The organism is Paenibacillus sp. Mc5Re-14 (assembly GCF_001049835.1).
Lineage (GTDB): Bacteria > Bacillota > Bacilli > Paenibacillales > Paenibacillaceae > Paenibacillus > Paenibacillus polymyxa_C.
Genome location: NZ_CVPD01000001.1, coordinates 282,302 through 308,061, shown reverse-complemented (window position 1 = coordinate 308,061; position 25,760 = coordinate 282,302). Strand labels below are relative to the sequence as shown.

The following is a 25,760-nucleotide window of genomic DNA, read 5'->3' as shown; positions in this document are numbered from 1 at the left end:
CTGTCATGTGAACTGTAGCCTAGGGGTTATGGTACAGTCCGTTTAAATAGCATGATTCTGATGCCCTGCACAGTTGTGCAGGGTATTTTTGCATCAAATAAAGTCTGCTTTGTCAGCAGAATCTAACTTTTACGTAGCAGGTGATCGTAGGCTGCTTTCGTGAATTTCAAAGTGAGGGAAACATATTGCAGTTGGACGATAAAGATGAATACACTTCGGAAGAAAATAAACAGCAAGGGATTTCTCTTTTTCCAGATCATGAGGAATTGATGATTACTAGAGTGGAGCAGGGACAGGGACGCAAGCGTGGAAGATACATCATTCATTTTGGTCCATACTCACTGTCTGTATTGGAAGATGTAATGATCAAGTACAACATGTTCAAAGGAACGTCATTCGTCAAAAAAGAACTAGAAGATATCGTTCTGGCAGATGAAAAACAACAGGCTTATGTACATGCGCTGCGCTATTTGGGGCAAAAGCCTCGTACACGTCAGGAAATTGCCCAGCGTTTAGCGCAAAAGGAAGTGGATCAGGCTGTTATTGATGAGATACTGGTACGATTGCAAAGGGAGAAGCTTGTAGATGATGATTTATACGCGCGTCAGTGGGCAAGACAGCGTATAACAAGCCAACGTAAGGGTAAGATGTGGATCAGGCAAGAACTTCGTCAGAAGGGCATCTCTAAAGCTTCTATCGGGGAAGCATTAAGTGAGATCACCGACAATGAGGAGTGGGAGAGTGCATTGTCAGTTGGACGTAAGAAATGGAATCAGGTACGTGGTGATATAATGGATAAAAAAAGGAAAACATTCCCGTTTCTTATGAGACGCGGCTATTCAGGGGATATGACACGCCGCGTGGTCAATCATCTCAGTGCGGCCGAGCAAGACGGAGCATTCGAAGACGAAGAATTTCTGCATTGGGAGGAATAAGTTGCAAAACGGTAGCTGAACCTTTGGCTAGATAAGCCGGTTATTATATGGACAGCTGCACGGTAGTCTACTAATGTTTGCATTCCCTTGACAATGCCATTTGTCAAATAATAAAATATATATGAAACGATATTTGTGGAGTGCCCTTTTTCCTTCCAAAAAAGCGGAATCCACAGTAAAGTTCTCATCGCCAAATAACAAGTGATGCCGCTATGCCAGGCGGAATTGTACGTGTGAAAGCATGTGCATATGAAATGAAGCGACCTTGTGTCGTTATCTTAGTTTGACGATCAAAGTAAATGTGACAATTTCAAAAAGTCCCAAGGAATGCCTTGGAGGAACCAACGGGGAGGTGAACAGTATGATGACTGCGATCTGGTTCGTTCTCGTTGCTGTAGCCGCGTTATTCTTTGGGTTCGGGATTGGTTATTTTATTCGCAAATCTATTGCAGAAGCTAAGATCTCCAGTGCGGAAGAGGCTGCCGCGCAAATCGTGGAGAACGCGAAAAAAGAGGCAGAAGCGCTGAAGAAGGAAACGGTATTGGAAGCGAAAGATGAAATTCATCGCATCCGTGCCGAAGCTGAAAAAGAAACTCGTGAACGTCGTAATGAAATTCAACGACAGGAACGAAGATTGCTGCAAAAAGAAGAATCGCTGGATAAAAAATTGGAATCGCTGGAACGCAAAGAAGAACAAGTGGCCAACAAAGAGAAACGAATCGATGAAACCCAGCAGCAAATTGATTTGATTTACAAGAGCCAGGTAACTGAGTTGGAGCGTATTTCTAATCTTACGATGGAGGATGCAAGAAGTATTATTCTGACCAACGTAGAACAGGAAGTTCGTCATGAAACAGCTCAGATGATTAAGGAAATTGAACAGCAGGCCAAAGAAGAAGCGGATAAAAAGTCTCGTGAAATCATCACACTGGCCATCCAACGCTGTGCGGCAGATCATGTAGCAGAAACGACGGTTTCTGTTGTGACATTGCCGAATGAAGAAATGAAAGGCCGGATTATCGGACGCGAAGGCCGTAATATCCGTGCACTTGAAACCCTTACAGGAATCGACCTCATTATTGATGATACGCCGGAAGCTGTTATATTGTCCGGATTTGATCCGATTCGTAGAGAGATTGCGCGTACTGCACTCGAGAAGCTCGTAGCGGACGGACGGATACATCCGGCTCGTATTGAAGAGATGGTGGAAAAATCCCGTAAAGAGGTGGACGAACGAATCCGTGAGTATGGTGAACAGGCCACCTTTGAAGTGGGTGTGCATAGCTTGCATCCGGATTTAATCAAGATCTTGGGACGTCTCAAGTTCCGTACGAGTTATGGACAGAACGTATTGAAGCACTCGATGGAAGTTGCATACTTGACAGGTCTGATGGCCGGGGAACTGGGCGAGGACGTTGTACTGGCAAGACGAGCAGGCTTGCTGCATGACATCGGGAAGGCGCTGGATCACGAAGTGGAAGGATCACACGTTGAAATTGGCGTGGAGCTGGCGAAGAAGTACAAGGAACACCCGGTCGTTATCAACAGCATTGCTTCACATCACGGCGACTGCGAAGCGACTTCAGTGATCGCCATGCTGGTTGGAGCGGCAGATGCCCTATCAGCAGCAAGACCAGGAGCACGGCGTGAAACGCTAGAGACGTACATCCGTCGTCTTGAGAAGCTCGAACGCATCTCCGAATCTTTTGAAGGCGTTGAAAAATCATACGCAATTCAAGCTGGACGTGAGGTTCGTGTCATGGTACAGCCAGAGAAAATTGATGATGCGGAAGCATTCCGACTGGCTCGCGATATTACGAAAACGATTGAGAATGAACTGGATTATCCAGGACATATTAAGGTTACCGTTATTCGCGAGACTCGTGCGGTAGAATACGCAAAATAAAAGCATTTCAATGAAAAGTGGCCGCTGCTTGTAGGGCCACTTTTCATTATGTAAGGCAGACTAGGGAGGGTTTTCTATCAACGTATTATTTATTGGAGACATCGTCGGCAGTGTAGGTAGAAAGGCACTGAGGGAGAATCTCCCTTTGCTAAAATCAAAATACAACCCGCATGTTATTATCGTGAACGGAGAAAATGCAGCTTCGGGAAGAGGGATTACTCAAGCCATCGCCAGAGAATTTTTTGATTGGGGCGTTCATGGGATTACGATGGGGAATCATACATGGGACAATAAGGAAATATTTGATTTTATAGATGATGAGCCGCGGATCATCCGTCCCGCTAACTTTCCACCAGGTACACCAGGCCGGGGTTATACTGTGGTAAAAGGTGGGGGGAAGGAACTAGCCATTGTTAATCTGCAAGGTAGAACCTTCTTGCCGGCTATTGACTGTCCATTTCGTGCAGCGGATGACATTGTAGACGAGCTCCGCAAAAAGCATAAACATATTCTAGTAGACTTTCACGCTGAAGCCACCTCCGAAAAAATTGCTATGGGTTGGCATCTGGATGGACGTGCATCCATCGTGGTAGGGACACATACACACGTACAGAGTAATGACGATACGATTTTACCACAAGGAACTGCGTATCAGACAGATGCGGGAATGGTAGGTCCTTATGAGGGCGTGCTTGGTATGCAGAAAGAGGCTGTGTTACAAAAATTCCAGACCCAGCTTCCAGTACGCTTCCAAGTGGACATGGGCAAATGGCACTTTCACGCCATTAGCGTAGAACTCAATGATCACGATGGAAAAGCTCGCAAAATTGAGAAAATCAGACTTAAAGAAGATGAATGGCGGATGGATTAAGTTTTTTGTGAGCTACTTAAGGAAAGAATAAGGAAAACTGTCACCAAAAAGCAGGAATTTTTTGCTGACCCTCGAATAACATCTAATAGTGGAATCAAACCATCATCATTCCCAGGGGAGGTACTTACTATGGATGTATTAAAAGTATCAGCAAAATCCAATCCCAATTCAGTTGCAGGCGCACTCGCAGGAGTACTGCGTGAACGCGGAAATGCAGAATTACAGGCGATTGGAGCGGGTGCACTAAACCAAGCCATTAAAGCGGTAGCCATTGCCCGGGGATTTGTCGCACCAAGCGGAGTGGATTTGATTTGTATTCCTGCTTTTACAGACATTGTTATTGACGGAGAAGATCGGACTGCAATCAAATTGATTGTAGAACCAAGATAATAAATGGAAGTTGCCTGAGCCTGTTTACGTTTTGTAAACGGGCTTTTTTGCTTTGTGGTTTAGTTATTATGTTTTCAAAATAAATTTGTGAGCTTTAATCCAATGGAGGTATGGTGCATGAATGATAAGTTTGAAGCGAATTGGCCAGTTGTTGACCTGCACTGTGATGTGTTATGTAAAATGCAGCTCGATTCGCAGGTGGATTTCAGTCATTCATCACTTGATGTCACAAAAGAGCGTTTGCTAGAAGGCAACGTAAGATTGCAAACGTTCGCTATTTATATATCACAGGTATTGGGCACGCCAAGATTTGAGCATGTGGTTCGTCAAATTGAACTGTTCAGGCAGCATATTACCTCTAGCTCAGGCGGGTTAAAACCTCTACTGTGGAGAGAGGACTTGGCAGCACTCAAAAATACGTCCGCTATACGTCAAGAGGAGCAAGTACAGCATACAGGCGAAGAGAAGCAAGCAGGGAAGATGACGAATGGGTATGAGAGTGGGACGAATCGTACAGAGCCACCTTGGGCGTTACTCTCACTCGAAGGGGTAGATGCGCTGGAAGGAAATCCGTTTTATGCGGATGTATGCTATGCCATGGGAATACGATTGATCGGTCTGACATGGAATTATGCAAATTGGGCTGCTGACGGTATTATGGAGCTTAGAGAAGGCGGCTTGACCCGCAAGGGACGTGATTTGGTTCATCGCTGTAATAGTATGGGACTGCTGCTAGATGTATCACACTTGTCCGTACAAGGCTTTTGGGAAGTGATGGAGGAGGCGGCCTTACCGCCCATCGCCTCGCATTCGAACGCCTTTGCGAAATGTGCTCATCCCCGCAACTTGCGAGATGAACAGATTCGGGCACTGATCGCCCGTAACGGACGAATTGGGTTGACCTTTGTCACGATGTTTCTGAAAGAGCAGGGTACAGTGCACGCTGAGGACCTGCTACCGCACATTGATCACATTTGTTCATTGGGTGGCGAAAGACATTTGATGTTTGGCTCTGATTTTGACGGTATCGAGGCCCATGTGCGAGGACTGGAGCATGCGGGGAAATATCAGGCTTTTGCAGAACTACTGCTGAAGCATTACTCTGAGGAGCTGGTCAAGGGATGGCTGGGAGAACATGCACTGGACTATTTGCGAACGAATCTGCCATCTAAAATGTCTTCTTAAAATAGCAGTTGTTTTCGGCTGAGCATTTTCTTGACAAAGCGAGAACGATTACGAAATAATTGGAGCATCCGAGGATTGCATGGTGCTAAAATAACGCTTTCCGAAATTGGATATATGTAGGAGCGAGCCTGACAGCACCATGCTATACCGCCATACTAAAGGGGAGCTCCGTCACATCATGTTGATAAAAAAGGTTACCTGGCTTGAACTCTTTTATGATTTATTGTTTGTAGCAGCTGTGTCCAAGGCGACTCATGTTTTACTACATGTTGAGCATGGCAGTGTTGGTTGGCATAATTTAGAGAAGTTTATTTTGATTTTTATTCCGATCTGGTGGGCATGGGTGGGGCAAACTGTCTATAACAATCGTTTTGGTCAAGACAGTATAACGCATCGAATGTTTATGATCCTGCAATTATTTTTTGTGTTAATCATGACTGCCAGTTTGAATGTAGATTTTGATGCGTATTATGTATCTTTTTTTGTTGGCTATATTGGTTTAAGAGGTTTGACCGTCGTTCAATATCTACTTACGGCCCCCAAAGAAACAGCTCATAAACAGGAAACAGCTCGTTTTTTTGGAACCTATCTTTGGGTTGGGATAGTCATCTCTAGCTGCTCCCTTTTCTTCGACTCGTGGGTTCGATATTTGATTTTATATACTGGCATTGCGGTTGATATCCTCGTTCCTTTGATCGGTCGTAAAAAGCTGGTGATCACACCTATCCATACAGAGCATCTTTTGGAGCGATTTGCACAGTTTACTTTAATCCTGCTTGGAGAATCAGTGATAAGTATACTTTCTGTTTTACAATCTGATCATTTCACAGTTTCCTCCATTGTATTTGCTGCTTTGACATTTGTGCTGGTCATTGCAATCTGGTGGCAATATTTTGAGAATATAGAGAAGCGTGTGGACAAATCAAAACAAACAGCAGGACAGACTATTATTTATGGTCATTTGTTTATTTATCTTTCTCTTAGCATGCTTGCAGCTTCCATACAGCTCTTATTTTTGGGGCAAGCAGCCTATACTTTTGTACTTTGCTTTACTTTTGCTTCTGTTTTGCTTTATTTTTTGTCAGTTTTGCTGGTATTCCATCAGTACAGATTAAGTCACCTTAAACCTCGTCTCAGAGTCATTCTTTTCTTAACTGGAATTCTCTGTGTCCTGTTTATTCTGAATATATTTATTGTAGTTCCTCATCTCATCGTAGCTGAGATCATGCTTTTCTTTCTCCTGTTTGCTAAAATGACGGTTTGATCCAAGTTTTATAGGGACGATATGTCTGGCTGGTTAGGGCGAAAAAGGGAACTTTATGTGCTATCCTTTTCTTTCTTGTCGAAATAGGAGTATAATAACATAGATGTGTAAAGTATTGTATAGAGAAAAAGGAGTGACCACACGATGACTAAAATCGTACCTGTCGGCGTTTCCGCCCGTCATATTCACCTGACTCAAGAGCATATTGAAATTTTGTTCGGAGCAGGCTATCAATTGACTGAATTTAAACCTTTGTCCCAACCAGGACAATTTGCTGCAAATGAAACGGTAGCTGTAATTGGTCCTAAGGGCCAATTTGATAAGGTTCGCATTTTGGGACCTGCTCGTCCCGCTTCTCAACTGGAAATCTCTCGCACAGATTCCTTTGCTATTGGTGTAAAGGCACCTGTACGCGAATCCGGTAGCATTGATGGTACACCAGGAATTACAGTAAAAGGACCAGCTGGAGAAGTGGAACTGCAAGAGGGCGTTATTGTAGCAGCCCGTCATATTCATTTCCATACTTCTGATGCAGCTAAGTGGGACATTAAAGACAAGCAGTTGCTGAAAGTACGTGTAGGCGGCGAACGTGGCCTTGTATTTGAAAATGTTCTTGCACGTGTGTCCGATTCTTTTGCTTTGGATATGCATATTGACACGGATGAAGCGAACGGAGCCGGTGTGAAAAACGGTGACACTGCTGAAATCGTAGACTAATACACGTATTTGATACACAAGTTGTAAAAGTCCGATTCTTGCAAAAGAGTCGGACTTTTTTTATATGCTCTACATACACAAATCCTTACCTATAAACATAAAAAAACTTTAGCATCACACTGCATTCGAATCGTATCCGGGGATGATCTATGGCTATGGCCTATAAATCATGCTATAATTTAGTGTAATGCCTTTTTTAAAGGTTTTTTTGGAGCTAAAATAAAATAACCAATGCCTAAAGATACAGTAAAATCACAAATGAGCTCGTGAAATAGATGGTGTAAGGAGTGACCAGGGAATGGCTAAGGAAACAAAAGATTACTCCAAATATTTTGATTTCTCGGATGCGAAGATTATTTCTGAAGATGAGCATAGCAAGAAGATTCGTATTCGTGGACGTGAAATCAACATTATGGCGGAGCCAAACCATAGGAAAGAAAAGCAGCGTGGTAAAGAGGACGTCCAGGTATTGTATGATAACGCAGTCCCGGACGAGCTAAAGCATATCGGTGAGGGCAAGCATTATATCGTATATACATTCGGTTGCCAGATGAATGAGCATGATTCTGAAACAATCAAAGGCTTGCTGGAGCAAATGGGCTACCAGGCAACCGAGGATCGGAAGGAAGCAGATATCATTTTACTGAACACTTGCGCTATCCGTGAAAATGCAGAAGATAAAGTGTTTGGTGAGCTGGGTCACCTCAAGCATCTCAAAACAGAAAAGCCGGGACTGCTGCTCGGTGTGTGTGGCTGCATGTCGCAGGAAGAGAATGTTGTGAACCGGATTATGCAAAAACACGGTTTTGTTGATATGATCTTTGGTACCCATAATATTCATCGTTTGCCTCAGCTTGTCAAGGAAGCCCTCTTTAGCAAAGAAATGGTGGTTGAAGTGTGGTCCAAGGAGGGCGACATTATCGAAAACCTGCCGAAGAAGCGTGAGGGTATGCGGGCTTGGGTAAACATCATGTATGGCTGTGATAAGTTTTGCACTTATTGCATCGTTCCTTTCACACGTGGTAAGGAAAGAAGTCGTCGGCCAGAGGATGTTATTGCTGAGGTACGGGATTTGGCCCGTCAAGGATTTAAAGAGATTACCCTGCTGGGTCAGAATGTCAATGCCTATGGCAAGGATTTAAAAGATATGAATTACAGATTCGGGGATCTGATGGATGATATGCGCAAAATCAATATTCCGCGTGTACGTTTTACGACCTCACATCCGCGTGATTTTGACGACCATTTGGTTGAAGTGCTTGGTAAGGGCGGCAATCTGGTGGAGCATATTCATCTGCCTGTACAATCCGGTAATACGGATATATTGAAGAAAATGAACCGAAAATATACTCGTGAGCGTGTTTTGGAGCTGGCAGCGAAGATAAAAGCGGCTGTTCCGCATGTTTCTCTGACAACAGATATTATCGTAGGTTTCCCGGGTGAAACAGACGAACAGTTCGAAGATACACTATCTCTGGTGCGTGAAGTGGGCTATGACTTTGCCTACACATTTATTTATTCACCACGTGAAGGCACGCCAGCGGCTTCGATGGAAGATAATGTGCCTATGTCGGTCAAAAAAGAGCGTCTCCGGCGTCTGAACATTGCTGTGAATCAAAACAGCCTTCGCTTTAATAGTCGATTGCGTGGCGAGGTGGTTGAAGTGCTGGTGGAAGGCGAGAGTAAAAATGACAGCAAAGTGCTTGCTGGTCGGACTCGTTCCAATAAGCTGGTTCATTTTGAAGGTTCTAAGGACCTGATTGGTTCCTTTGTCCAAGTAAAAATTACAGAGCCTATGACCTTCTACATTAAAGGTGACTTGGTTCAAACGCCAGTAGCGGTTAACGGATAAAAAGAATAGTCTAGCGGCCTGCATGCGGTCTGATTAAAGGGCTGCATGCAAGACCATCTAAGTGAAAAAAGGAGCGATGGACAATGACAGAGGAGCGGTTGCAACAAACAGAACTTCAATCGGCGGCGCGCCAGCATGATCATTTGGTCAATCGCGATATGATATTGGCAAAGGCCAAAGAGTTGGCGGGTATTCTGGGCAGCAGTGAGGAAGTACAGGTGTTTCGGAAAGCAGAAGAAAAGATTCAGGATCATGAGCGCATCCAGCAACTGATTGCAACGATGAAGAAGAAGCAAAAGGAAATCGTAGCATTTGAATCTTTAAAAAATCAAAAAATGATTGCCAAAATAGAGGCTGAACTTCAAGAGCTACAGGAGGAGCTTGACGGTATTCCAATTGTAACGGAGTTTCAGCAGAGTCAGGTAGAAATTAATGAGCTGCTGCAGATGGTGATCACGGCCATCCGTGATACGGTTGCTGAAAAGGTGAACGTAGAAGAGGGAAAGACTACTTCCTCCTCGAATTGCAGTGACTAGAATAAGATTTATGGTGTGGAGGCTTAGCTTCCACGCCTTTTTTTCGAAAGCAATTACTCATTGTAAATGTTCATGAGATACCAAAAGAATTGCGACATCATAGATGGGATGAAAGCGAGGGAATGGTAAGTTGCGTAAGATGCTAGAGGGTGAAGAAAATACTTTTTGGGAGTACTTAGGATGTGAGCTGATTACAGCTGATGCTAACGAGGTACATATCGCTTTGGAGGCCAAACAACACCATACCAATGTGATGGGGATTGTACATGGGGGGGTGCTCACAACTTTGATGGATCAGGCGATGGGGATGGTCAGTATGGCTTCACGAAATATGGATTCATGTGTAACAACGAATCTGAACGTTCATTTCTTGTCAGCCATGAGACAAGGACGGCTGGAGGTTAAGGCACGGATTGTTCATCAGGCAGGCCGCACCATAACCACTCAGGCAGAAGTGAGGGATAGTGAAGGTACGCTCGGTTGTACAGCTACAGCAACCTTCCGAGTATTGCGTCAACAAGCAAGTGATTCAGGCAAGGCCTGACGCTTGACAAAATTTTTTATTATGTCATAATGAATTTATCAAAACGATATAATATGGTGATGCCAATGGATAGCAATCGTATAAACGAAGAGGCGCAGAAGGCGTCTTATAACATTAAGAAATACCGTACCCCGGATGGTGCTCCGGCGGATATCGTAATGTTTACTTTAACGAAGCGTGAGCGCAAGACGGTAACAAAAACATTGCCGATTCGTGAGCTGAAAGTAATGCTCATCAAGCGCCGTAGTTGGCCGTTTGCGGGACGCTGGGCGTTGCCTGGAGGGTTTTGTCAAGAAGATGAATCCATATATGGAGCGGCCAAGCGGGAACTGTTAGAGGAAACGGGTGTAGATGGCGGGCATCTGGAGTATTTGGGCGTATATAGTGGACCAGGTCGTGATCCGCGTGGGTGGATTATATCGCATGCGTTTTTTGCACTGGTAGAGGAATGGATGCTAGAGCAGCGTCAGGCGGCTGATGATGCTTCTGAGGTTGGGTTATTTACGATCAGAGAAGCGTTGGAGGAATTGGAGCTGGCGTTCGATCACCGGGATATCATAGTTGATGCTTATCGCAAAATTCAGTTGCAGATGCTTCAGACAACGATAGCCAAGCAGTTTTTACCACCACATTTTACACTGGGTGAATTGTATCAGGTGATTCAGAGCGTCGTACCGGATTTCGAAGAGCCGAATTTTATTCGCAAAATAACATCGACTCGTAGCAGACAGGGAATACTGGAAGAGGTGCGGGATGAGAATGGCAAACCGCTCAGTTCCAATCAATATTCACAAAGACCGGCCCAGTTGTATCGCTTTAGTGATAGAGTACCGCGTTTATCTATCTATACGTAACTTTTATTGGAATAGGTCACGCATAGAGCGTACAACCTCACTTTGATGATAAGGAGCTGACTGTACGATGAAGGCACTGATTGTTATTGATTACACGAAAGATTTTGTGGACGGTAGTCTGCCTGTGGGGCAACCTGCAATTGAGCTAGATGAACGGATCACAGCTATTACGCAGGCCTACGTGGATCAAGGGGACTTTGTTGTCATGGCTGTGGATTTACATGAGGAGAACGACCTCTATCACCCGGAGAGTAAGCTGTTTCCTCCACATAATATACGTGGAACCAACGGACGACAATTGTATGGTAAACTCCATAGCCTTTATAAGCAACAAAGTGATCGTATCTATTGGTTGGATAAAACACGGTACAGTGCTTTTGCTGGTACGGATCTGGAACTCAGGTTGCGCGAACGCGGGATTCTGGAAGTTCATTTGATTGGTGTGTGTACAGATATATGTGTGCTGCATACAGCTGTAGATGCTTACAACAAAGGTTTTGCTATTACCGTATACAAGGACGCTGTGGCGAGCTTTAATCAGGCGGGACATGATTGGGCTTTGGGCCATTTTGAGGGAAGTCTTGGAGCCACGGTACGGTCGGCTGAAGATACGCTTTTGCTCCAGAAGAAGTAAAATAACTGAACGATTGTGCACCAATGTCCGATAACAAATTAGAGCCGGATATTGCTGAATCTGGGCAGATAAGACGGTATGCCGTCACTAATCCAGGGACAGTCAGAGAGGATGATACGATGAAGTCAACAAGCCTCGCATTACATACAGATAAATATCAGATTAATATGATGTACGCCCATTGGGTGAACGGAAGTCACCAACGTAAAGCTGTGTTCGAGGCGTATTTTCGTAAGCTTCCTTTTGGCAATGGATATGCCGTGTTTGCTGGTCTGGAACGCATTGTGAATTACATTTCAAACTTGCGGTTTACAGAAGAGGACATTCGCTATCTGTCAGAGCAGGAGGAAAAGTACGATCCCATGTTCATGGAGGCATTGCGCCAGTTTAAGTTTGGCGGAACGGTCCACTCGATGAAGGAAGGAGCGCTTGTTTTTCCGAATGAGCCTCTGGTACGTGTTGAAGGAACCATTATGGAAACGCAGCTTGTCGAGACGGCATTGTTGAATTTTATGAATTACCAGACACTCATTGCGACAAAAGCATCACGTATCAAACAGGTGGCAAGTGACGATACACTGCTCGAATTTGGCACACGACGTGCGCAGGAGGCAGATGCAGCTATTTGGGGAGCACGTGCTGCTTATGTTGCAGGTTTCGATGCGACTTCTAATATGCTGGCAGGCGAACACTTTGGGATTCCGACAAAAGGGACACATGCCCATTCATGGGTACAAACCTTTATGACGGAGCAAGAGGCGTTCGACGTGTATGCGAAGGTTTTGCCAGATCAGGTTACGCTACTGGTAGATACCTTTGACACGCTGGAGAGCGGTGTTCCCCATGCGATTCGGACAGCAAAGATGCTGGAGAGTCAAGGCAAGCGTATGAATGCCATCCGTTTGGATAGCGGTGATTTGGCTTATCTATCTATTCAGGCACGGGAAATGCTGGATGCTGAAGGTTTGGATTACGTACAAATTGTAGCTTCCAACGATTTGGATGAAAATACGATTTTTAATCTAAAAGCCCAAGGTGCACGTATTGATGTGTGGGGTGTAGGAACACAGCTGATTACAGCTTCAGATCAACCTTCACTGGGCGGAGTGTACAAGCTGGTTGAGCGGGAAGTGGACGGTGAAATGTTGCCGACGATTAAGATCTCGGGTAACCCGGAAAAAGTATCTACACCAGGTAAAAAGGATGTATACCGCATTGTGGATAAGAAGAAAGGGAGAGCTGTAGCTGATTACATTTCTTTCCCGGATGAAGAACGTCCGCGTAATGGTAAGCGCCTGAAGCTGTTTAACCCTTTGCATCCATATATGAAGAAGTATGTAGAAAATTACGAAGCTGTACCGATGCTTGAACCTATTTTTGTAAATGGGCAGAAGGTATACGAGCTTCCTGAACTGGATGAAATTCGTGCCTATCATGCATCACAGTTGAAACTGTTTTGGCCAGAATATTTGCGGAAGCTGAACCCTGAAATTTATCGCGTAAATCTTAGTGAGAAGGTATGGGAGCTGAAGCAAAAGCTGATTGACAGCTACATGCAGCCCGAAGTTGAAGAAAAGGAATAATGTGAAGAGGCACCTCATCTATGTATGGGTGCCTTTTTTGTATCTGCAATGTGTAAATAGGAGCTTATTTATAAATTTCTCTCATTACATGACGCAGCTCAGGGACAATAATGCGTTCCATTGCCAAACGAACGGCTCCGCGGGAACCAGGCATAGAAAACACAGCTGTCTGGCCCACAGTGCCCGCTACAGCCCGGCTTAATATAGCTGCTGATCCAATGTCCTCAGCAAAGCTTAAGTAACGGAAGATTTCTCCAAACCCAGGTAGTTCCTTATCCAGTAGAGAGGAGACGGCTTCATATGTAGTATCACGCGGAGAGATGCCAGTACCACCTGTTAAAAGTACAGCCTCGATGTCCTCATGTGCCGCAGCTTCGGCTACCAACTGCCGGATTCCTTCATAGTCGTCCTTGACGATAACATATCGAACAACCTTGTACCCATTCGTTTCTAGTAGTTCCTTGAGCAGTCGTCCCCCAGTATCGGTTTCCATGGTACGTGTATCCGAGACGGTCACGACCATGCAGTTAACCTGTTGCGGAGATTCCTGTCGGTGCTCCTCTACAGATGTTATATTCATTACAATGTTCACTCCTTGATCAGTGGTTAAGCATACTCTTTTTTTACAATAGAGGAATGACAGACTGGATGCAAGTCAGAAACGAAGAATAAAAAGTTATGTGATTAATATCCTTGCGCTTACACCTTGGAATATAGTACACTTCCTTACATAAGTCGGGATTTTCTGGGTTTATTTTGTTGAAAGCGCGAACATCAAATGATTAATTTCAAGGTTCAGCGGGTAATAGTACAGCAGGATCAACAACTGGGAGGTAATGTATTATGAATCATTCATACCAAAAATGCGTGGATGCTTGCCTGGAATGTATGAACGCTTGCAATGTATGCTATGTAGCAAGTTTGAAGGAATATGATCTAGCTATGCTGCGTGAATGTATTCGAGTGAGTAGGGAATGCGCAGAGATATGTGGGTTTGCTGCTCAAATGTTGCAGCGCGGAACGGATTTTGCCGAGGAAATCTGTGAGCTATGTGCCAAAGCCTGTGAGGTATGTGCTGCTGAATGCAGCAAGCATTCCCATAATCATTGCAAACATTGTGCAGAAGCCTGCCGTCATTGTGTTGAGGCCTGTCGCCAATTGGTGGCAGTGTAATTACATATACAGAACTAGTCCCTGAAGAGGGAATAAAAGGTTGCTTTCTACTAAATAGGTTTGTATAATGGTGGGAATTAACGTCAAGGAACGGGAGAGTAGCAACGGAACCGTATCATTACAGCGAGCCGGAAAAGGTGGAAGCCGGTATGAAATCCGATGTGAAGCGCACCCGGGAGACGGTTGATCCAACGATAAGAGCTTCTAGTAGATCAGCCCGGCAGACACAGTTATTTGTCAATGGAGTGAAATCGCGATTTTGTGTAAGCTAGCTTTAGCTATACAACCGATTTACGAAGAGTGGTACCGCGGGATATCGAAGTTCTCGTCTCTTGATTATATCAAGAGGCGAGGGCTTTTTTTGTTAGATCTTATAAAAAGAAGGAGAGAGGAACATGTTGTTGATGATTGCTACCCAAGCTATTGTAGCTCATACGGGCTTGGAGGAGAAAGAAGTTTTATCTTTATTCGAGGTGCCTCCGCAGCCTGAATGGGGAGATGTGGCGTTTCCCTGTTTTGTGCTGGCTAAAAAAATTCGAAAGTCTCCACAGCATATTGCAATGGAATTGGCAGAGCTAGTAAGCCGTGAAGCGGGTCTAACTGCTTCAGCATCGGGTGCCTATGTAAATATTACATTGGATCGATCTGTTCATATTCCATCGATGCTTGCTGAATTGAGCAAGGCTGAGTTTCTCAAGCCCAATATCGGATATGGACAGCGAGTAGTGATTGATATGTCCTCGCCTAATATTGCCAAACCATTTGGTATCGGTCATCTTCGCTCTACTGTTATTGGTGCCGCCTTGTATCGCATACTTGGTGAAACCGGATATGTGCCGATTAGTGTGAATCATCTAGGGGATTGGGGAACACAATTTGGCAAGCAAATTGCGGCCTATAAAAGATGGGGCAATGAGGAGCAGCTACAACATGATCCGATCGGGGAATCGTTGAAGCTATATGTCCGTTTTCATCAGGAGGCCGAGCATGATCCGTCTTTGGAGGATGAAGGCCGCGAGTGGTTCCGACGTTTGGAGCAGGGGGATACTGAGGCTCAACAACTGTGGGAGTTTTTTGTTGAAGTCAGTCTGGGTGAATTTGACCGTATGTACCAACGTCTTAACATTTCGTTTGACCATGTGTTGGGGGAAAGTTTTTACAATGATAAGATGCAGGCAGTTGTTGCCCAATTAAGAACAAAAGGACTGCTGGAAGAAAGTGATGGAGCACTTGTGGTTCGTCTGGAAGACGAGCAACTGCCGCCGTGTCTTATTTTGAAAAAAGATGGGACTACCATTTATCCCACCCGTGATCTGGCAACAGCGATTTATCGTCATGAAGTGATGAAGGCTGATCGCCTGCTGTACGTCGTTGGCGGGGAACAGAAGTTACATTTCCAACAGGTATTTGCGGTGCTGAAGCATGCAGGGGAGACATGGGCAGAGCAATGTGAGCATGTACCGTTTGGTTTAATGCGGTTTGCAGGCAAAAAAATGTCCACAAGACGCGGCAAGGTGGTGAAACTGGAGGAAGTGCTGGATGAAGCTGTAGCGCGTGCTCAAGCCATCATTACGGAGAAAAATCCCAATTTGCTGGAGCAACAGGCAATAGCTGAACACGTTGGCATCGGAGCGATTATTTTTGGCGATTTAAAAAATAACCGTCTGAATGAAGTGGATTTTTCGTTAGAGGAGGCACTGACCTTTGAAGGTGAGACTGGCCCTTATGTGCAGTATACTCATGCGCGCATACGCAGTCTTTTGGAGAAAGCTCGCGCCCGCTCTGATGTTGATTCTAATTCCAGTGACAACGTCCTTGCCCAAGACGGGCATTCTCCTGATTTGAATATCGTTTCGGATGAAATGCTGGGTGACGCAGGCTGGGCGCTGCTTAAGCAGTTGGATCGCTATCACGGACAGCTAATACGTGCTGCTAGGCAACTGGAACCTTCCGTTATTGCGAGATTTGCGTTAGATACGGCACAGGCGTTTAACCGTTTTTACGCTAAGGAAAGAATTGTCGATGGCGGACAATGGCGCCTTCAGTTGGCGGAACAGACTGCGGATATGCTGGCAAGTACACTGCGACTTCTTGGATTGAAAGCTCCTAATCGGATGTAAGCTACCACAAGTGGGTATTTTTTGTTAGGTACACTGCTGCTTTTGCTAGCTAAATTACTGCGAGTCAGCTCTTTTTCTCTAAAAGGTGCTGCAAAAGGAAAACTGTCATAGACACTTTTGGGTTTGCATGGATATGGTGAGCAGAAAAGAGCAAGACGGGTTACACTAATAGCTAAGGTATTCCATTGTTTTGCAACCAATTTGGCATATTTGAAACATTTGATGGTTTTATTGCGTCCGTAAGTATAGAAGCAAAGTAAACATGGAGGTGTATCTCATGATTAAAAATAAAAGCGTGGCAGCTGCGCTGCTTGTCGTCTGTTCATTGGCTGTGGCTACGTCGGCTTCTGCTTTTAGAGATATAAAGGGAGCTGAGCAGGAGAAGATCGTAAGTTCACTTCAGAACAAAGGAATTATCCAAGGGATAACCAAGGATAAGTTTGCACCAGATCAAACACTCACGTATGCACAAGGAGTACACTTGGTTGTTCGTGGAATGGATCTTCAGGTTATGCCTGATTTCACAACGGGCTCCTTTGCAAACATTCCGGCTTCCGCATGGTATGCCGATTCCTACCGGATTGCAGTCCAGCACCAAATCCCTCTGTCACCGGATATTGATCCGAGCACCCGTATGACAAGGGAACAATTCGCGAATATTCTGTATAAAGCCGTGAGTGCAACGGGTGAATATCCTACTGTTCGTATGTTGATTAATGTAGCAGATGGCAAAAAATTAGACCAAGAGTCGAACGAAGCAGTGCAATTTCTCCTGTTGACCAAAATTGCAAAATTGGACGAGGGGAGCAACTTTAACCCGGATCGTAAAGTAACACGGATGGAGGCAGCAGAAATGGTCTACCATGCATCCGAGTTTGTACAAAGTCATAAACCGGTGCAAGTCACTCCGGAAAATCCAGCTGAGCCTGTAGATCCGGTCCAACAAACCAATATTAGTATGAACATAGAGAAGGCGAATGATCAGCAGAACAAAGTGACCATCACCCGTCTGCAGGCACCTAACCCAGGATACGGTATTGAAGTGGATCACATCGACTACGTAGATGATACGAATGCTGTCATTTACTACAAGCTGACTAGTCCAAAACCGGGGGAAATGAATATTCAAGTCATTACGGATACCCACACCAGTACATTGGTAGACAGTAAGTATAAGGTTACGCTCAAAGCAGTCGATGGAACCGTGCTTCCGCCCACAGGAACAGGCACGTCTGTAGCTAAATAAAACTTTAAGCCATATGTCAATATATAAAATAAAGCCAGCGAGTTTCCATAAGAATGGAGACCGCTGGCTTTTTCTTGCTAAATGTTAATTGTAAGCCCAAGCTCTAGTATTATTTAAGCTTTAAATGCGACTTTGCCTGTAAGCAAGTCATTTTGCACAGGATGTGTAGCTGAGGAAGACGCAGATTCTGCTGCAACCGTTCCTGACTGGAGTTGATACATTTGGAAGTAACGTCCGCCTTGGGCCATAAGCTCGTCATGACTACCCCGTTCAACAATTTCACCCCGATGCAGCACCAAAATTTGGTCTGCACTACGAATGGTGGACAAACGGTGGGCAATGATAAAGGTCGTACGTCCCTTTTTGAGCACCTCAAGAGCAGATTGGATGAGTGCTTCCGTTTCGGTATCAATGTTGGCGGTAGCTTCATCCAGAATTAAAATGGCAGGATCAAAGGCTAACGCACGAGCAAACGAAATAAGCTGGCGTTGCCCGGCGGATAAGGTACTGCCTTTTTCAATAACAGGCTCATCAAATCCTTGGGGCAAATGGGCTAACAGTTTGTCGGCTCCAACGTCATGCAGCGCTTTATTCACCTGTTCTCTCGTAATTCTGCTGTCGCCGAGACTGACATTAGAGGCTACCGTACCTGTGAACAAATATGGATCTTGAAGAACAATACCCATATGATGGCGAAGCCATTGCTTAGGAATATTTTTGACAGGCGTTCCGTCAATGGTGATCGTCCCTTTTTGCGGATCATAGAACCGGAATAGCAGGTTGATAATCGAACTCTTACCTGATCCGGTATGCCCGACAAGGGCAACCGTTTGACCAGGCTGTGCTGTAAAGGAAATATGCTTAAGCACATCATCCTTTTTGTAGGCAAAGGAAACGTCGTTAAATTCTACCTGGCCTTTGTAACGCGGCATAGTACCGTCTGTCACCGGCTCTCCAGTTTCGTCCATCAATTCAAATACACGTCCTGAGGATACGATGGAAGTATCCAGTACGGCGAGCTGGTTGACCATACCTGTAATAGGTTGGAACAATCGACCCAACACATCGACGAAGGCATACAATACCCCTAATGATATCGCACTACCTGTAGTGCCAAGCGCCGCAGATCCAAAATACCACAACACGACAGCGAAGGCGAGGTTTCTCAATACGTTGACCAAATTATGCGAAGTAAAAGCGTTCAAATTCAGCATTTTATTCTGATGCTTCATATAGTCATCATTCAACTCTTCAAACTCTTGCTGTGTTTGTTTCTGATGCCGGAATACGCGAATAATGGACATCCCCTGAATGGATTCATTGATAATCGCATTAATCTCACTGAGTCTGGACCGAATGATCGTGTTATAGCGGGTTGCAACCTTGCGGTACAATATGATCCATAAGATCAGTAACGGTACAATAAATAGAGAGATCAGACCCAGTCTGAAGTCCAGTAAAAAGAGTGCAACATATACCCCTGTCATCGTTACAATCCCTGAAGTGAAGTTGGAGAGTACAGCCACAAACAGATCTTTGACTGCCTCCGTGTCATTCGTAACACGGGATACGACCTTGCCTGCGGGTAAGTTATCAAAAAAGTAAACTGGCAAGCGCTGAATGTGTGCGTAGAGATCAAGTCGAAGCTTCTGAATGACCTTGTTCGCCGAGGATTGCAGCCAGTATGTTTTGCCGAACTCGGCAAAAATCGAAACGACCAAAAAGAAGCAATACCACCCAATCAGCTGAAAGATGCCGGGCATTTCTGGTTTATAAAAGCTATACAGCTCATCAGCGGTTAAAGCCTTGGCTTTGTAATGAAAGGTGTCGGAGCCGCGTGTCACGGTCAACGTACCGTTCGTAAAGGATCGGTTACCATCCGCTACTTGGACAGAGCCAGCGACAAATACAAAAGATTTGCCAACTTGTAAAATCCTCGCTTCGCGCCCTTTGGCCTCCCCGGCTTCAAAGCGATCTTCACGTTTAAAATGGGTTCCAGCATAACTTACAGCGCCGTCCACACTAGTCGTCTCATAAAATGGTTTTTCAATAGCGAGCATATGGTCGTCAATCATCGTTTTGGCGATGAAGGGACCGGCCAGCTCGGCGGCTACTCCAATAGCCAAGGCGATAAGAGCGGCAATAAAACCCGCTTTGCTCGTCAGTGCATACTGGAACAGTCTTTTGCCGATATTGGGTTTCATTAGGATACCTCCCCTGAGGTCAGATCAGATTCCACTTGTTGCCGTTCATATTGTTGTCGGTACCATCCGTCAGCCTGAAGCAGCTCGTTGTGGGTTCCTTCCTCAATAATGCGTCCTTGCTCCAGCACGACGATCCGGTCTGCATGCTCTACAGCCGATAGACGGTGAGTGGAGATCAAGGTTGTTTTACCCGAGCGCTTATGCCGGATATTGTCAATAATACGTGTTTCCGTGCGAGCATCTACAGCTGACAGTGCATCGTCGAGCACTAGAATATCTGGATCACCGATAAAGGCGCGCGCAAGCGAAACACGCTGCTTCTGACCACCGGACAGGGCGATGCCTTTTTCTCCGACCAGTGTATCCAGCCCATCGGACAGGGTACCCAAATCTTGGTCAAAGGCAGCCGTACGGATCGCTTCCATGATGTCGTCATCATCTGCCCCGGGCTTCCCGAACTGAATGTTCTCGCGCACCGATTTGGAGAACAAGATTTGTTCTTGCGGCACGTAGCCAATCCAGCTGTGTAATTGTTCTACTGCAATGTCCTCCAGCCGGGTGTCGGAAATTAAAATATCACCACTGCCAGTCGGATATTCATGCAATAGCTGTTTGAGCAAAGTGGACTTCCCGCTGCCTGTTCGACCAACGACACCTAGTGTTTCTCCGCGTTTGAGCTCCAGGTTCACATGTGACAGATTGTCAACCGTGGAGGTAGGATAACGGAAAGTCACGTCTTTCATGGTGATGGATTCGGGACGATCCACTGGAACAGGTTGCGCTACATTCTGAACGTCTGGCTGGACGTCGAGAGTTTCATTGACCCGGTCCAGAGAAGCGCTACCGCGCTGCATAATGTTAATCAGCTCGCCAATAGCAAACATCGGCCAGATCATCATTCCTAGATACATGTTAAAAGATACTAGTTCGCCTAGCGTGATATCGTTATGAAATACCAGATAAATACCATACCCGAGACCGATAACGTAGCTAAGTCCTACACATAAACGGATCGTTGGTTCAAAGAGAGCATCCATCCGCGCAACTGCCAAGTTTTTACGAAACACATCCTCAGTAATATCGGCAAAACGTTTTTCGTCCATTCGTTCTTGCACATAAGCTCGAATGACACGGATACCTGCCACCGACTCCAGCACCTGGTCGTTCATATCGCCAAATGCATCCTGTGCCAGTGTGTAACGCTCATGTACGGCTTTACCGTAAATACTCATGGCCAGCGCAATAAAAGGAAGGGGCAGAATGGCCGCCAGTGTTAGCTTCCAGCTAATCAGGGTGCCCATGGCAACCAATACAACGGTAAGGTAGACAGTGGAGTCTGTTAATGTCAACATACCGAAGCCTGCTGTACTTGCTACAGAGCGAAGATCGTTCGTGGCACGAGCCATCAGATCACCTGTACGATTGCGTTCAAAAAATGGAGGGGTCATCCGCAGCAAATGATTCATAAAACGTGTGCGCAATAGGCGCTCCACCAGATTAGCACCACCAAACAGCTTGTGCATCCATATGTACGTAATGTAGTAGATGATGGCAAGAATCCCTATGATGTACAAAATATAACGCCAAAGCGAGGACCAAGAAATCGAACCACGTACAATCTCATCAATGGCGCTGCCTAGCAGCCGAGGTGGAGCGAGCTCCAAAACGCCAACCGCAATCAGCAAAAACAATCCAATGGAGTATCGGCTTCGTTCTCTTTTAAAAAACCAGCCTAAATTTTTGAGTACTGAAAACAAGAGGAATCCCATCCTTTCATGTCAAATTTATTCGAGAGTTGTGTACCATTTTGAAGAAACAACAGCGGCTTGCTGCCACAAGTATAATTCGGCAACAGGCGCAAAAAAGGCATACCGTCCGCAGACGATATGCCTTAAATCTCAATATCATATGGCGCGCAGGTATTCTCAGCATACTCGCCACTGAAAAACTGCTTAAACGCAGGCAGCCACTCGTATTAAACCATACAACAGGAATGGCCCAATTCTGAAGGATGCGACAGGGGAGATGCTCCGGTATGAAGTTGTTGTGTTTGTAGATGTGGGTGAAATACAATCATAAATTTTAGCACCGGAAACACTCCTTTCTTCCTCAAAATGGGTTCATTCTTACATGAGTTATCGTTCAAATTGGTAATAAATTTCAAAATGGATCTCGTATGGTTGAATCTTAACACCCTCTTTTGCGAATTGTCAAACCTTTTTCAAAAAAATGTATATGACTTGTCCAGGAAGCCGCATGGGGAGAGACGGTTGGTCGTTATTCCAAAAGATGCTATGATATAGTTGGCAAGACGTCATTTGTACAAGGAGATGAGCATAACGCATGAGCATACAGGTAACTGAACCTGCGGCACAGTGGTACATTAAGGAGCTTGGTTTGAATCGTGGAGATTCCATCCGTTTTTTTGTTCGCTATAGTTCCGGCGGTGGGTTGCATCCAGGCTTTTCTCTGGGAATTGCCGTAGAGCCTCCGCAGCACCCCGCATTACAGCATGAAGCGGCTGGCATTACGTTTTATATGGAGGATCAGGATTACTGGTATCTGAAAGGCCATCATCTGGAAGTGAAGTATTTGGAGGAACATGACGACATTATTTACACCTATGAAAAGGATGAACAAGCTTAATGCCTCCACGTTAAAAATAGCGTGCCAGTAATGGTTTATGGACATGAAAAGCGGCGGAGTATCGTGTGGCAGGAGATGAACCTGCACATGATACTCCGCCGCTTTATTGTGGTTAGGGCAGGATGTCGTATGTTAAGGGTTGTTAAACATCGGACCATCGACTGCAAAATCAAAATCATCAATATCGTACACATGTACAGGTACGGAAGCTTCGATAATGCGGTGGATCCAGTCTAATTGATCAGTCAGGATGGGTAATGCTTCACGCTGAGCTGTCAACACCAGTTCGGTTTCAATCGGATCAAAATATTCTCCGTAATGCGCCGTATCAACTGCATTAATGACAATGAGTGATGTATTGGCATCGAATAGGATAGGCAAGCTTTTCGCCCAAGGCATCTGAAGGGCACGCCGAATTTTTTTCTGATTCAACGGTTCTTCAAAATAACTGATTAGCTCACTTACCTTTCGCTTCACATGTTGATCGTCCATAGGGTTATCCATGAGAGGCTCTGTGCTGTCCTGGAATTCGTACAGCTCTAGCAGTGATGTGTAGGGCACTATATATTCCACAGGGGCGGGAGATGTAAGTAACTGGCCGTATATAGCCACCATTACAGCTTCCGTTACAAATTGTCGAGACATCGGTCAAGCCTCCTGCATTTACCAAATTATGCGATATGAGTATAACACAAAGCGGGACTGAATTCAGCCAGATATGCAGATTGCTATCATTCATTTGTATATTTGTTGAACGGCTCTTTTCAATCCTGTGTCTAGAAATTTAGGAGCGACCGATTAATAAGGAGAGCAGCCCGGCAGCAATCAGAGGTCCAACCGGAACCCCTTTAAAGAAGGCAACGCCAATGACGGTCCCAATCAGTAGACCTGTCACAATAATAGGCTGTCCGGACATCAGAGTTACTCCGCGGCCGCCAAGGTAGGCTACCAGAATTCCGATACCAATCGCGAGCAGGGACTTCCAGTGCAGGAAGGACTCTGTCACCTGATTGATGCTGATTTTACCGCTGGCTAGCGGGGTCATGACCCCAATCGTCAAAATAATTATTCCGATCGTTAGGCCATACTTTTCAAGCCAGGGGAAAGCAGTATGAAAGCTGGATACCCGCAGCAGTAGTAGTACAACCATAGCAATCGTCACGGTTGAGTTGCCACTGATAATTCCAAGGCCGGCTAGTACCAGTAAGATAAGTGAGCTGTAATCCATTCAGTTGTTCTCCTTCGATCGTTTAACCTTGGATATGTTCGGCGATTTGACGCCCGTGCCAGCGCCCTGTTTCAATAAACACTTCATTGGCATTGCTACCTGAAGCGATAACTCCGGCGACATATATACCTGGGATGTTAGTTTCCATCGTGGTTGGATTAAATTCAGGTTTGTCCAGGTCCTCAGCCATGTGGACGCCGACAGACTCCAGTAGTTTTCGTTCTGGGTGAAATCCTGTTAGTGCCAGTACAAAATCGTTTTCGAGCTGGAACGCTTCTGCGTTCATCGGAGTGACGATGACATGGTCTGGATGAATTTCGGTAATGCGTGCGCCTAAGTGCAGCGTGATCTTTCCTTTTTGTACCATACTGTCGAACAATGGGCGAACCCAAGGTTTGATATATGGGGACAACTCGTTGCGACGATAAACCATATCAATTGTAGCCCCGACCCGCACCAATTCCATTGCTGCATCTACTGCAGAGTTGCTGCCGCCGATGACTGCGACCCGGGTTCCTGTATAGGGATGGGCTTCGCTAAAATAGTGAGTGACTTTATCCAATTGTTCCCCAGGAATGCCTAAATAGTTCGGATGATCAAAATATCCCGTAGCCACTACGACATAGCGTGTCGAATAGCTCTTGGATATTTCCCGTTTGCTTAGGGTATGTACGGTAAATGTACCGTCTTCCTGCCGCTGAATGGATTGAGCCTCCTCATAATGCTGAATGTCCAGGTTATAATGTGAGGCTACTTTGCGATAGTACGCTAGTGCTTCATGACGAAAAGGCTTGTCATTGGGAGTGCTGAACGGAACATCACCGATTTCCAATAGTTCGGCGGTGCTAAAAAACTGCATATTTGTCGGATACAGAAAAATGGAGTGAACGATGTTGCTTTTTTCAATAATGATCGTTCGCAAACCTCTGCGGCTGCATTCGATTGCAGCGGATAGTCCGCAAGGTCCGCCACCGATAATGATTACGTCGTGCATTTGGATGAACCTCCAGTTATATTGGTTTATTTCGTCAAACGGATCTCAGAATTGATGCAAATAGCACAGTATGTGAGAAGTTTTCAAATAATAATCCTACCGTAATGTGTGCATAATATCCAGCCGTTTTCAGAAAGAGATAATGTGAGGGAAGAATTGACAGACACTTTTAACATACATATAATTAGATGAACATCTATTTAGATTAAGCGAATTCGCTTGCTTAGCAAACCTGTAGTAGTGAAAAGAGGTGCAGTTACAATGCAACTAGATAAAATGGTCAATTATCATAAAGCACTTGCGGACCCGACACGTATGCGAATATTACTCCTTTTATCCTGTGGGGAGATGCATGGCCAAGCTTTGGCGAAAAAGCTGAATCTATCACAGCCTACGGTTACGCATCATGCTTCCAAACTCCGTGAGGTTGGGTTAATTAAGGAACGACGTGATAAAAACACGGTGTATTTTACACTGAATCCAGAGCTGATTCGGCAGCATGCCGAGGCGACTGTGCGTTTTATCTTTGAAAAAGGAGAGGAAGAGGAAGATATGTCCGAACTGAATGAAACGTTGGAAGCAACGGTTTTACGCAATTTTTTTGCCAAGGATGGCAAGTTGCGTCAAATTCCTGCTCAGTATAAGAAAAAATTGATTGTACTTCAGATGCTCGCCGAAAAGCTGGAGCCAGGCCGCATCTATCCTGAACGTGAACTAAACGAATGGATCAAGCAATACCATGAGGATTTTGCGACGATTCGGCGTGAACTGATCATGCATCAGTTTATGTACAGAGAGCGGGAAATGTACGAATTGAATCCGCGTGAAATGTGGACACGATGGGATCAAGTGCGTTAAACGAAACTTGAAATAGTTTA

General features: G+C 45.2%; 24 protein-coding genes and 1 other annotated feature. Of the genes, 18 read left to right on the top strand and 6 right to left on the bottom strand.

Features of this window, described 5'->3' with window-relative positions; all coding sequences use genetic code 11:
• The first annotated feature begins 185 nt into the window (after positions 1-185).
• From BN1546_RS01255 to BN1546_RS01195, 13 genes are all read left to right on the top strand, one after another.
• Positions 186-935: a regulatory protein RecX gene (locus BN1546_RS01255; protein WP_064963090.1), complete on the top strand. Its 750-nt coding sequence runs from the start codon at positions 186-188 to the stop codon at positions 933-935.
• 361 nt (positions 936-1,296) lie between these two features.
• A complete protein-coding gene (gene rny / locus BN1546_RS01250; protein ID WP_013309958.1) occupies positions 1,297-2,841 on the top strand; it encodes a ribonuclease Y in 1,545 nt (514 codons plus the stop codon).
• A gap of 76 nt (positions 2,842-2,917) precedes the next feature.
• Positions 2,918-3,712: a TIGR00282 family metallophosphoesterase gene (locus BN1546_RS01245; RefSeq protein WP_043885929.1), complete on the top strand. Its 795-nt coding sequence runs from the start codon at positions 2,918-2,920 to the stop codon at positions 3,710-3,712.
• Between the two features lie 129 nt (positions 3,713-3,841).
• On the top strand, positions 3,842-4,102 hold the full coding sequence (locus BN1546_RS01240; RefSeq protein WP_007430104.1) for a stage V sporulation protein S: 261 nt from the start codon (positions 3,842-3,844) through the stop codon (positions 4,100-4,102).
• 117 nt (positions 4,103-4,219) lie between these two features.
• The gene (locus tag BN1546_RS01235; protein WP_090735449.1) at positions 4,220-5,287 is read left to right on the top strand and encodes a dipeptidase; all 1,068 of its coding nucleotides are present in this window, start codon (positions 4,220-4,222) and stop codon (positions 5,285-5,287) included.
• Positions 5,288-5,465: 178 nt separating this feature from the next.
• On the top strand, positions 5,466-6,551 hold the full coding sequence (locus BN1546_RS01230) for a low temperature requirement protein A (protein ID WP_090735447.1): 1,086 nt from the start codon (positions 5,466-5,468) through the stop codon (positions 6,549-6,551).
• 144 nt (positions 6,552-6,695) lie between these two features.
• Positions 6,696-7,268: a phosphate propanoyltransferase gene (gene pduL / locus BN1546_RS01225; protein WP_016821010.1), complete on the top strand. Its 573-nt coding sequence runs from the start codon at positions 6,696-6,698 to the stop codon at positions 7,266-7,268.
• Between the two features lie 298 nt (positions 7,269-7,566).
• Entirely contained in the window at positions 7,567-9,120 is a 1,554-nt protein-coding gene (gene miaB / locus BN1546_RS01220) for a tRNA (N6-isopentenyl adenosine(37)-C2)-methylthiotransferase MiaB (protein ID WP_025679783.1), read from the top strand.
• Positions 9,121-9,203: 83 nt separating this feature from the next.
• On the top strand, positions 9,204-9,656 hold the full coding sequence (locus tag BN1546_RS01215; protein ID WP_025679785.1) for a YlbF/YmcA family competence regulator: 453 nt from the start codon (positions 9,204-9,206) through the stop codon (positions 9,654-9,656).
• Positions 9,657-9,795: 139 nt separating this feature from the next.
• Entirely contained in the window at positions 9,796-10,200 is a 405-nt protein-coding gene (locus tag BN1546_RS01210; RefSeq protein WP_049825524.1) for a PaaI family thioesterase, read from the top strand.
• A 65-nt stretch (positions 10,201-10,265) separates the two neighbouring features.
• Positions 10,266-11,054 carry an NUDIX domain-containing protein gene (locus BN1546_RS01205; protein ID WP_013370763.1) on the top strand — a complete coding sequence of 263 codons (789 nt, stop codon included), beginning with the start codon at positions 10,266-10,268 and terminating at the stop codon, positions 11,052-11,054.
• Positions 11,055-11,121: 67 nt separating this feature from the next.
• Positions 11,122-11,688 carry a cysteine hydrolase family protein gene (locus tag BN1546_RS01200; RefSeq protein WP_025679786.1) on the top strand — a complete coding sequence of 189 codons (567 nt, stop codon included), beginning with the start codon at positions 11,122-11,124 and terminating at the stop codon, positions 11,686-11,688.
• 119 nt (positions 11,689-11,807) lie between these two features.
• Positions 11,808-13,271 carry a nicotinate phosphoribosyltransferase gene (locus tag BN1546_RS01195; RefSeq protein ID WP_025679787.1) on the top strand — a complete coding sequence of 488 codons (1,464 nt, stop codon included), beginning with the start codon at positions 11,808-11,810 and terminating at the stop codon, positions 13,269-13,271.
• A 64-nt stretch (positions 13,272-13,335) separates the two neighbouring features.
• Here BN1546_RS01195 and BN1546_RS01190 read toward each other — a convergent pair whose 3' ends face one another.
• The gene (locus BN1546_RS01190; protein WP_013370766.1) at positions 13,336-13,851 is read right to left on the bottom strand and encodes a MogA/MoaB family molybdenum cofactor biosynthesis protein; all 516 of its coding nucleotides are present in this window, start codon (positions 13,849-13,851) and stop codon (positions 13,336-13,338) included.
• 263 nt (positions 13,852-14,114) lie between these two features.
• Between BN1546_RS01190 and BN1546_RS01185 the strand changes: the two genes are divergently transcribed.
• From BN1546_RS01185 to BN1546_RS01175, 3 genes are all read left to right on the top strand, one after another.
• Positions 14,115-14,444: a four-helix bundle copper-binding protein gene (locus BN1546_RS01185; RefSeq protein WP_016821017.1), complete on the top strand. Its 330-nt coding sequence runs from the start codon at positions 14,115-14,117 to the stop codon at positions 14,442-14,444.
• Positions 14,445-14,521: 77 nt separating this feature from the next.
• Positions 14,522-14,780: a binding site (T-box leader), on the top strand.
• 59 nt (positions 14,781-14,839) lie between these two features.
• Positions 14,840-16,564, top strand: coding sequence for an arginine--tRNA ligase (gene argS, locus BN1546_RS01180; RefSeq protein WP_090735444.1), 1,725 nt, complete (start codon positions 14,840-14,842; stop codon positions 16,562-16,564).
• Between the two features lie 277 nt (positions 16,565-16,841).
• On the top strand, positions 16,842-17,810 hold the full coding sequence (locus tag BN1546_RS01175; protein WP_090735442.1) for an S-layer homology domain-containing protein: 969 nt from the start codon (positions 16,842-16,844) through the stop codon (positions 17,808-17,810).
• A 113-nt stretch (positions 17,811-17,923) separates the two neighbouring features.
• Here BN1546_RS01175 and BN1546_RS01170 read toward each other — a convergent pair whose 3' ends face one another.
• Together BN1546_RS01170 and BN1546_RS01165 are read right to left on the bottom strand one after the other, a co-directional pair.
• Positions 17,924-20,014, bottom strand: coding sequence for an ABC transporter ATP-binding protein (locus tag BN1546_RS01170; RefSeq protein WP_090735439.1), 2,091 nt, complete (start codon positions 20,012-20,014; stop codon positions 17,924-17,926).
• Complete coding sequence (locus BN1546_RS01165) at positions 20,014-21,771, bottom strand: ABC transporter ATP-binding protein (protein ID WP_090735437.1); 1,758 nt, start codon at positions 21,769-21,771, stop codon at positions 20,014-20,016. The genes BN1546_RS01170 and BN1546_RS01165 overlap by 1 nt, the downstream gene beginning before the upstream one ends.
• Before the next feature lie 586 nt (positions 21,772-22,357).
• Here BN1546_RS01165 and BN1546_RS01155 point away from each other — a divergent pair.
• Complete coding sequence (locus tag BN1546_RS01155) at positions 22,358-22,660, top strand: HesB/YadR/YfhF family protein (protein ID WP_016821022.1); 303 nt, start codon at positions 22,358-22,360, stop codon at positions 22,658-22,660.
• Positions 22,661-22,792: 132 nt separating this feature from the next.
• Here BN1546_RS01155 and BN1546_RS01150 read toward each other — a convergent pair whose 3' ends face one another.
• The 3 genes from BN1546_RS01150 to BN1546_RS01140 form a co-directional block, all read right to left on the bottom strand.
• Positions 22,793-23,305 (bottom strand): hypothetical protein, encoded by a 513-nt coding sequence (locus BN1546_RS01150; protein ID WP_013370774.1) that lies wholly within the window; start codon positions 23,303-23,305, stop codon positions 22,793-22,795.
• A gap of 139 nt (positions 23,306-23,444) precedes the next feature.
• Positions 23,445-23,888, bottom strand: coding sequence for a DUF441 domain-containing protein (locus BN1546_RS01145; RefSeq protein WP_090735435.1), 444 nt, complete (start codon positions 23,886-23,888; stop codon positions 23,445-23,447).
• 22 nt (positions 23,889-23,910) lie between these two features.
• Positions 23,911-24,882, bottom strand: coding sequence for a YpdA family putative bacillithiol disulfide reductase (locus tag BN1546_RS01140; RefSeq protein ID WP_090735432.1), 972 nt, complete (start codon positions 24,880-24,882; stop codon positions 23,911-23,913).
• 261 nt (positions 24,883-25,143) lie between these two features.
• Here BN1546_RS01140 and BN1546_RS01135 point away from each other — a divergent pair, with 261 nt between their 5' ends.
• Positions 25,144-25,740, top strand: a complete 597-nt coding sequence (locus tag BN1546_RS01135) for a DUF2087 domain-containing protein (protein WP_090735430.1) — start codon at positions 25,144-25,146, stop codon at positions 25,738-25,740.
• Positions 25,741-25,760 lie beyond the last annotated feature (20 nt).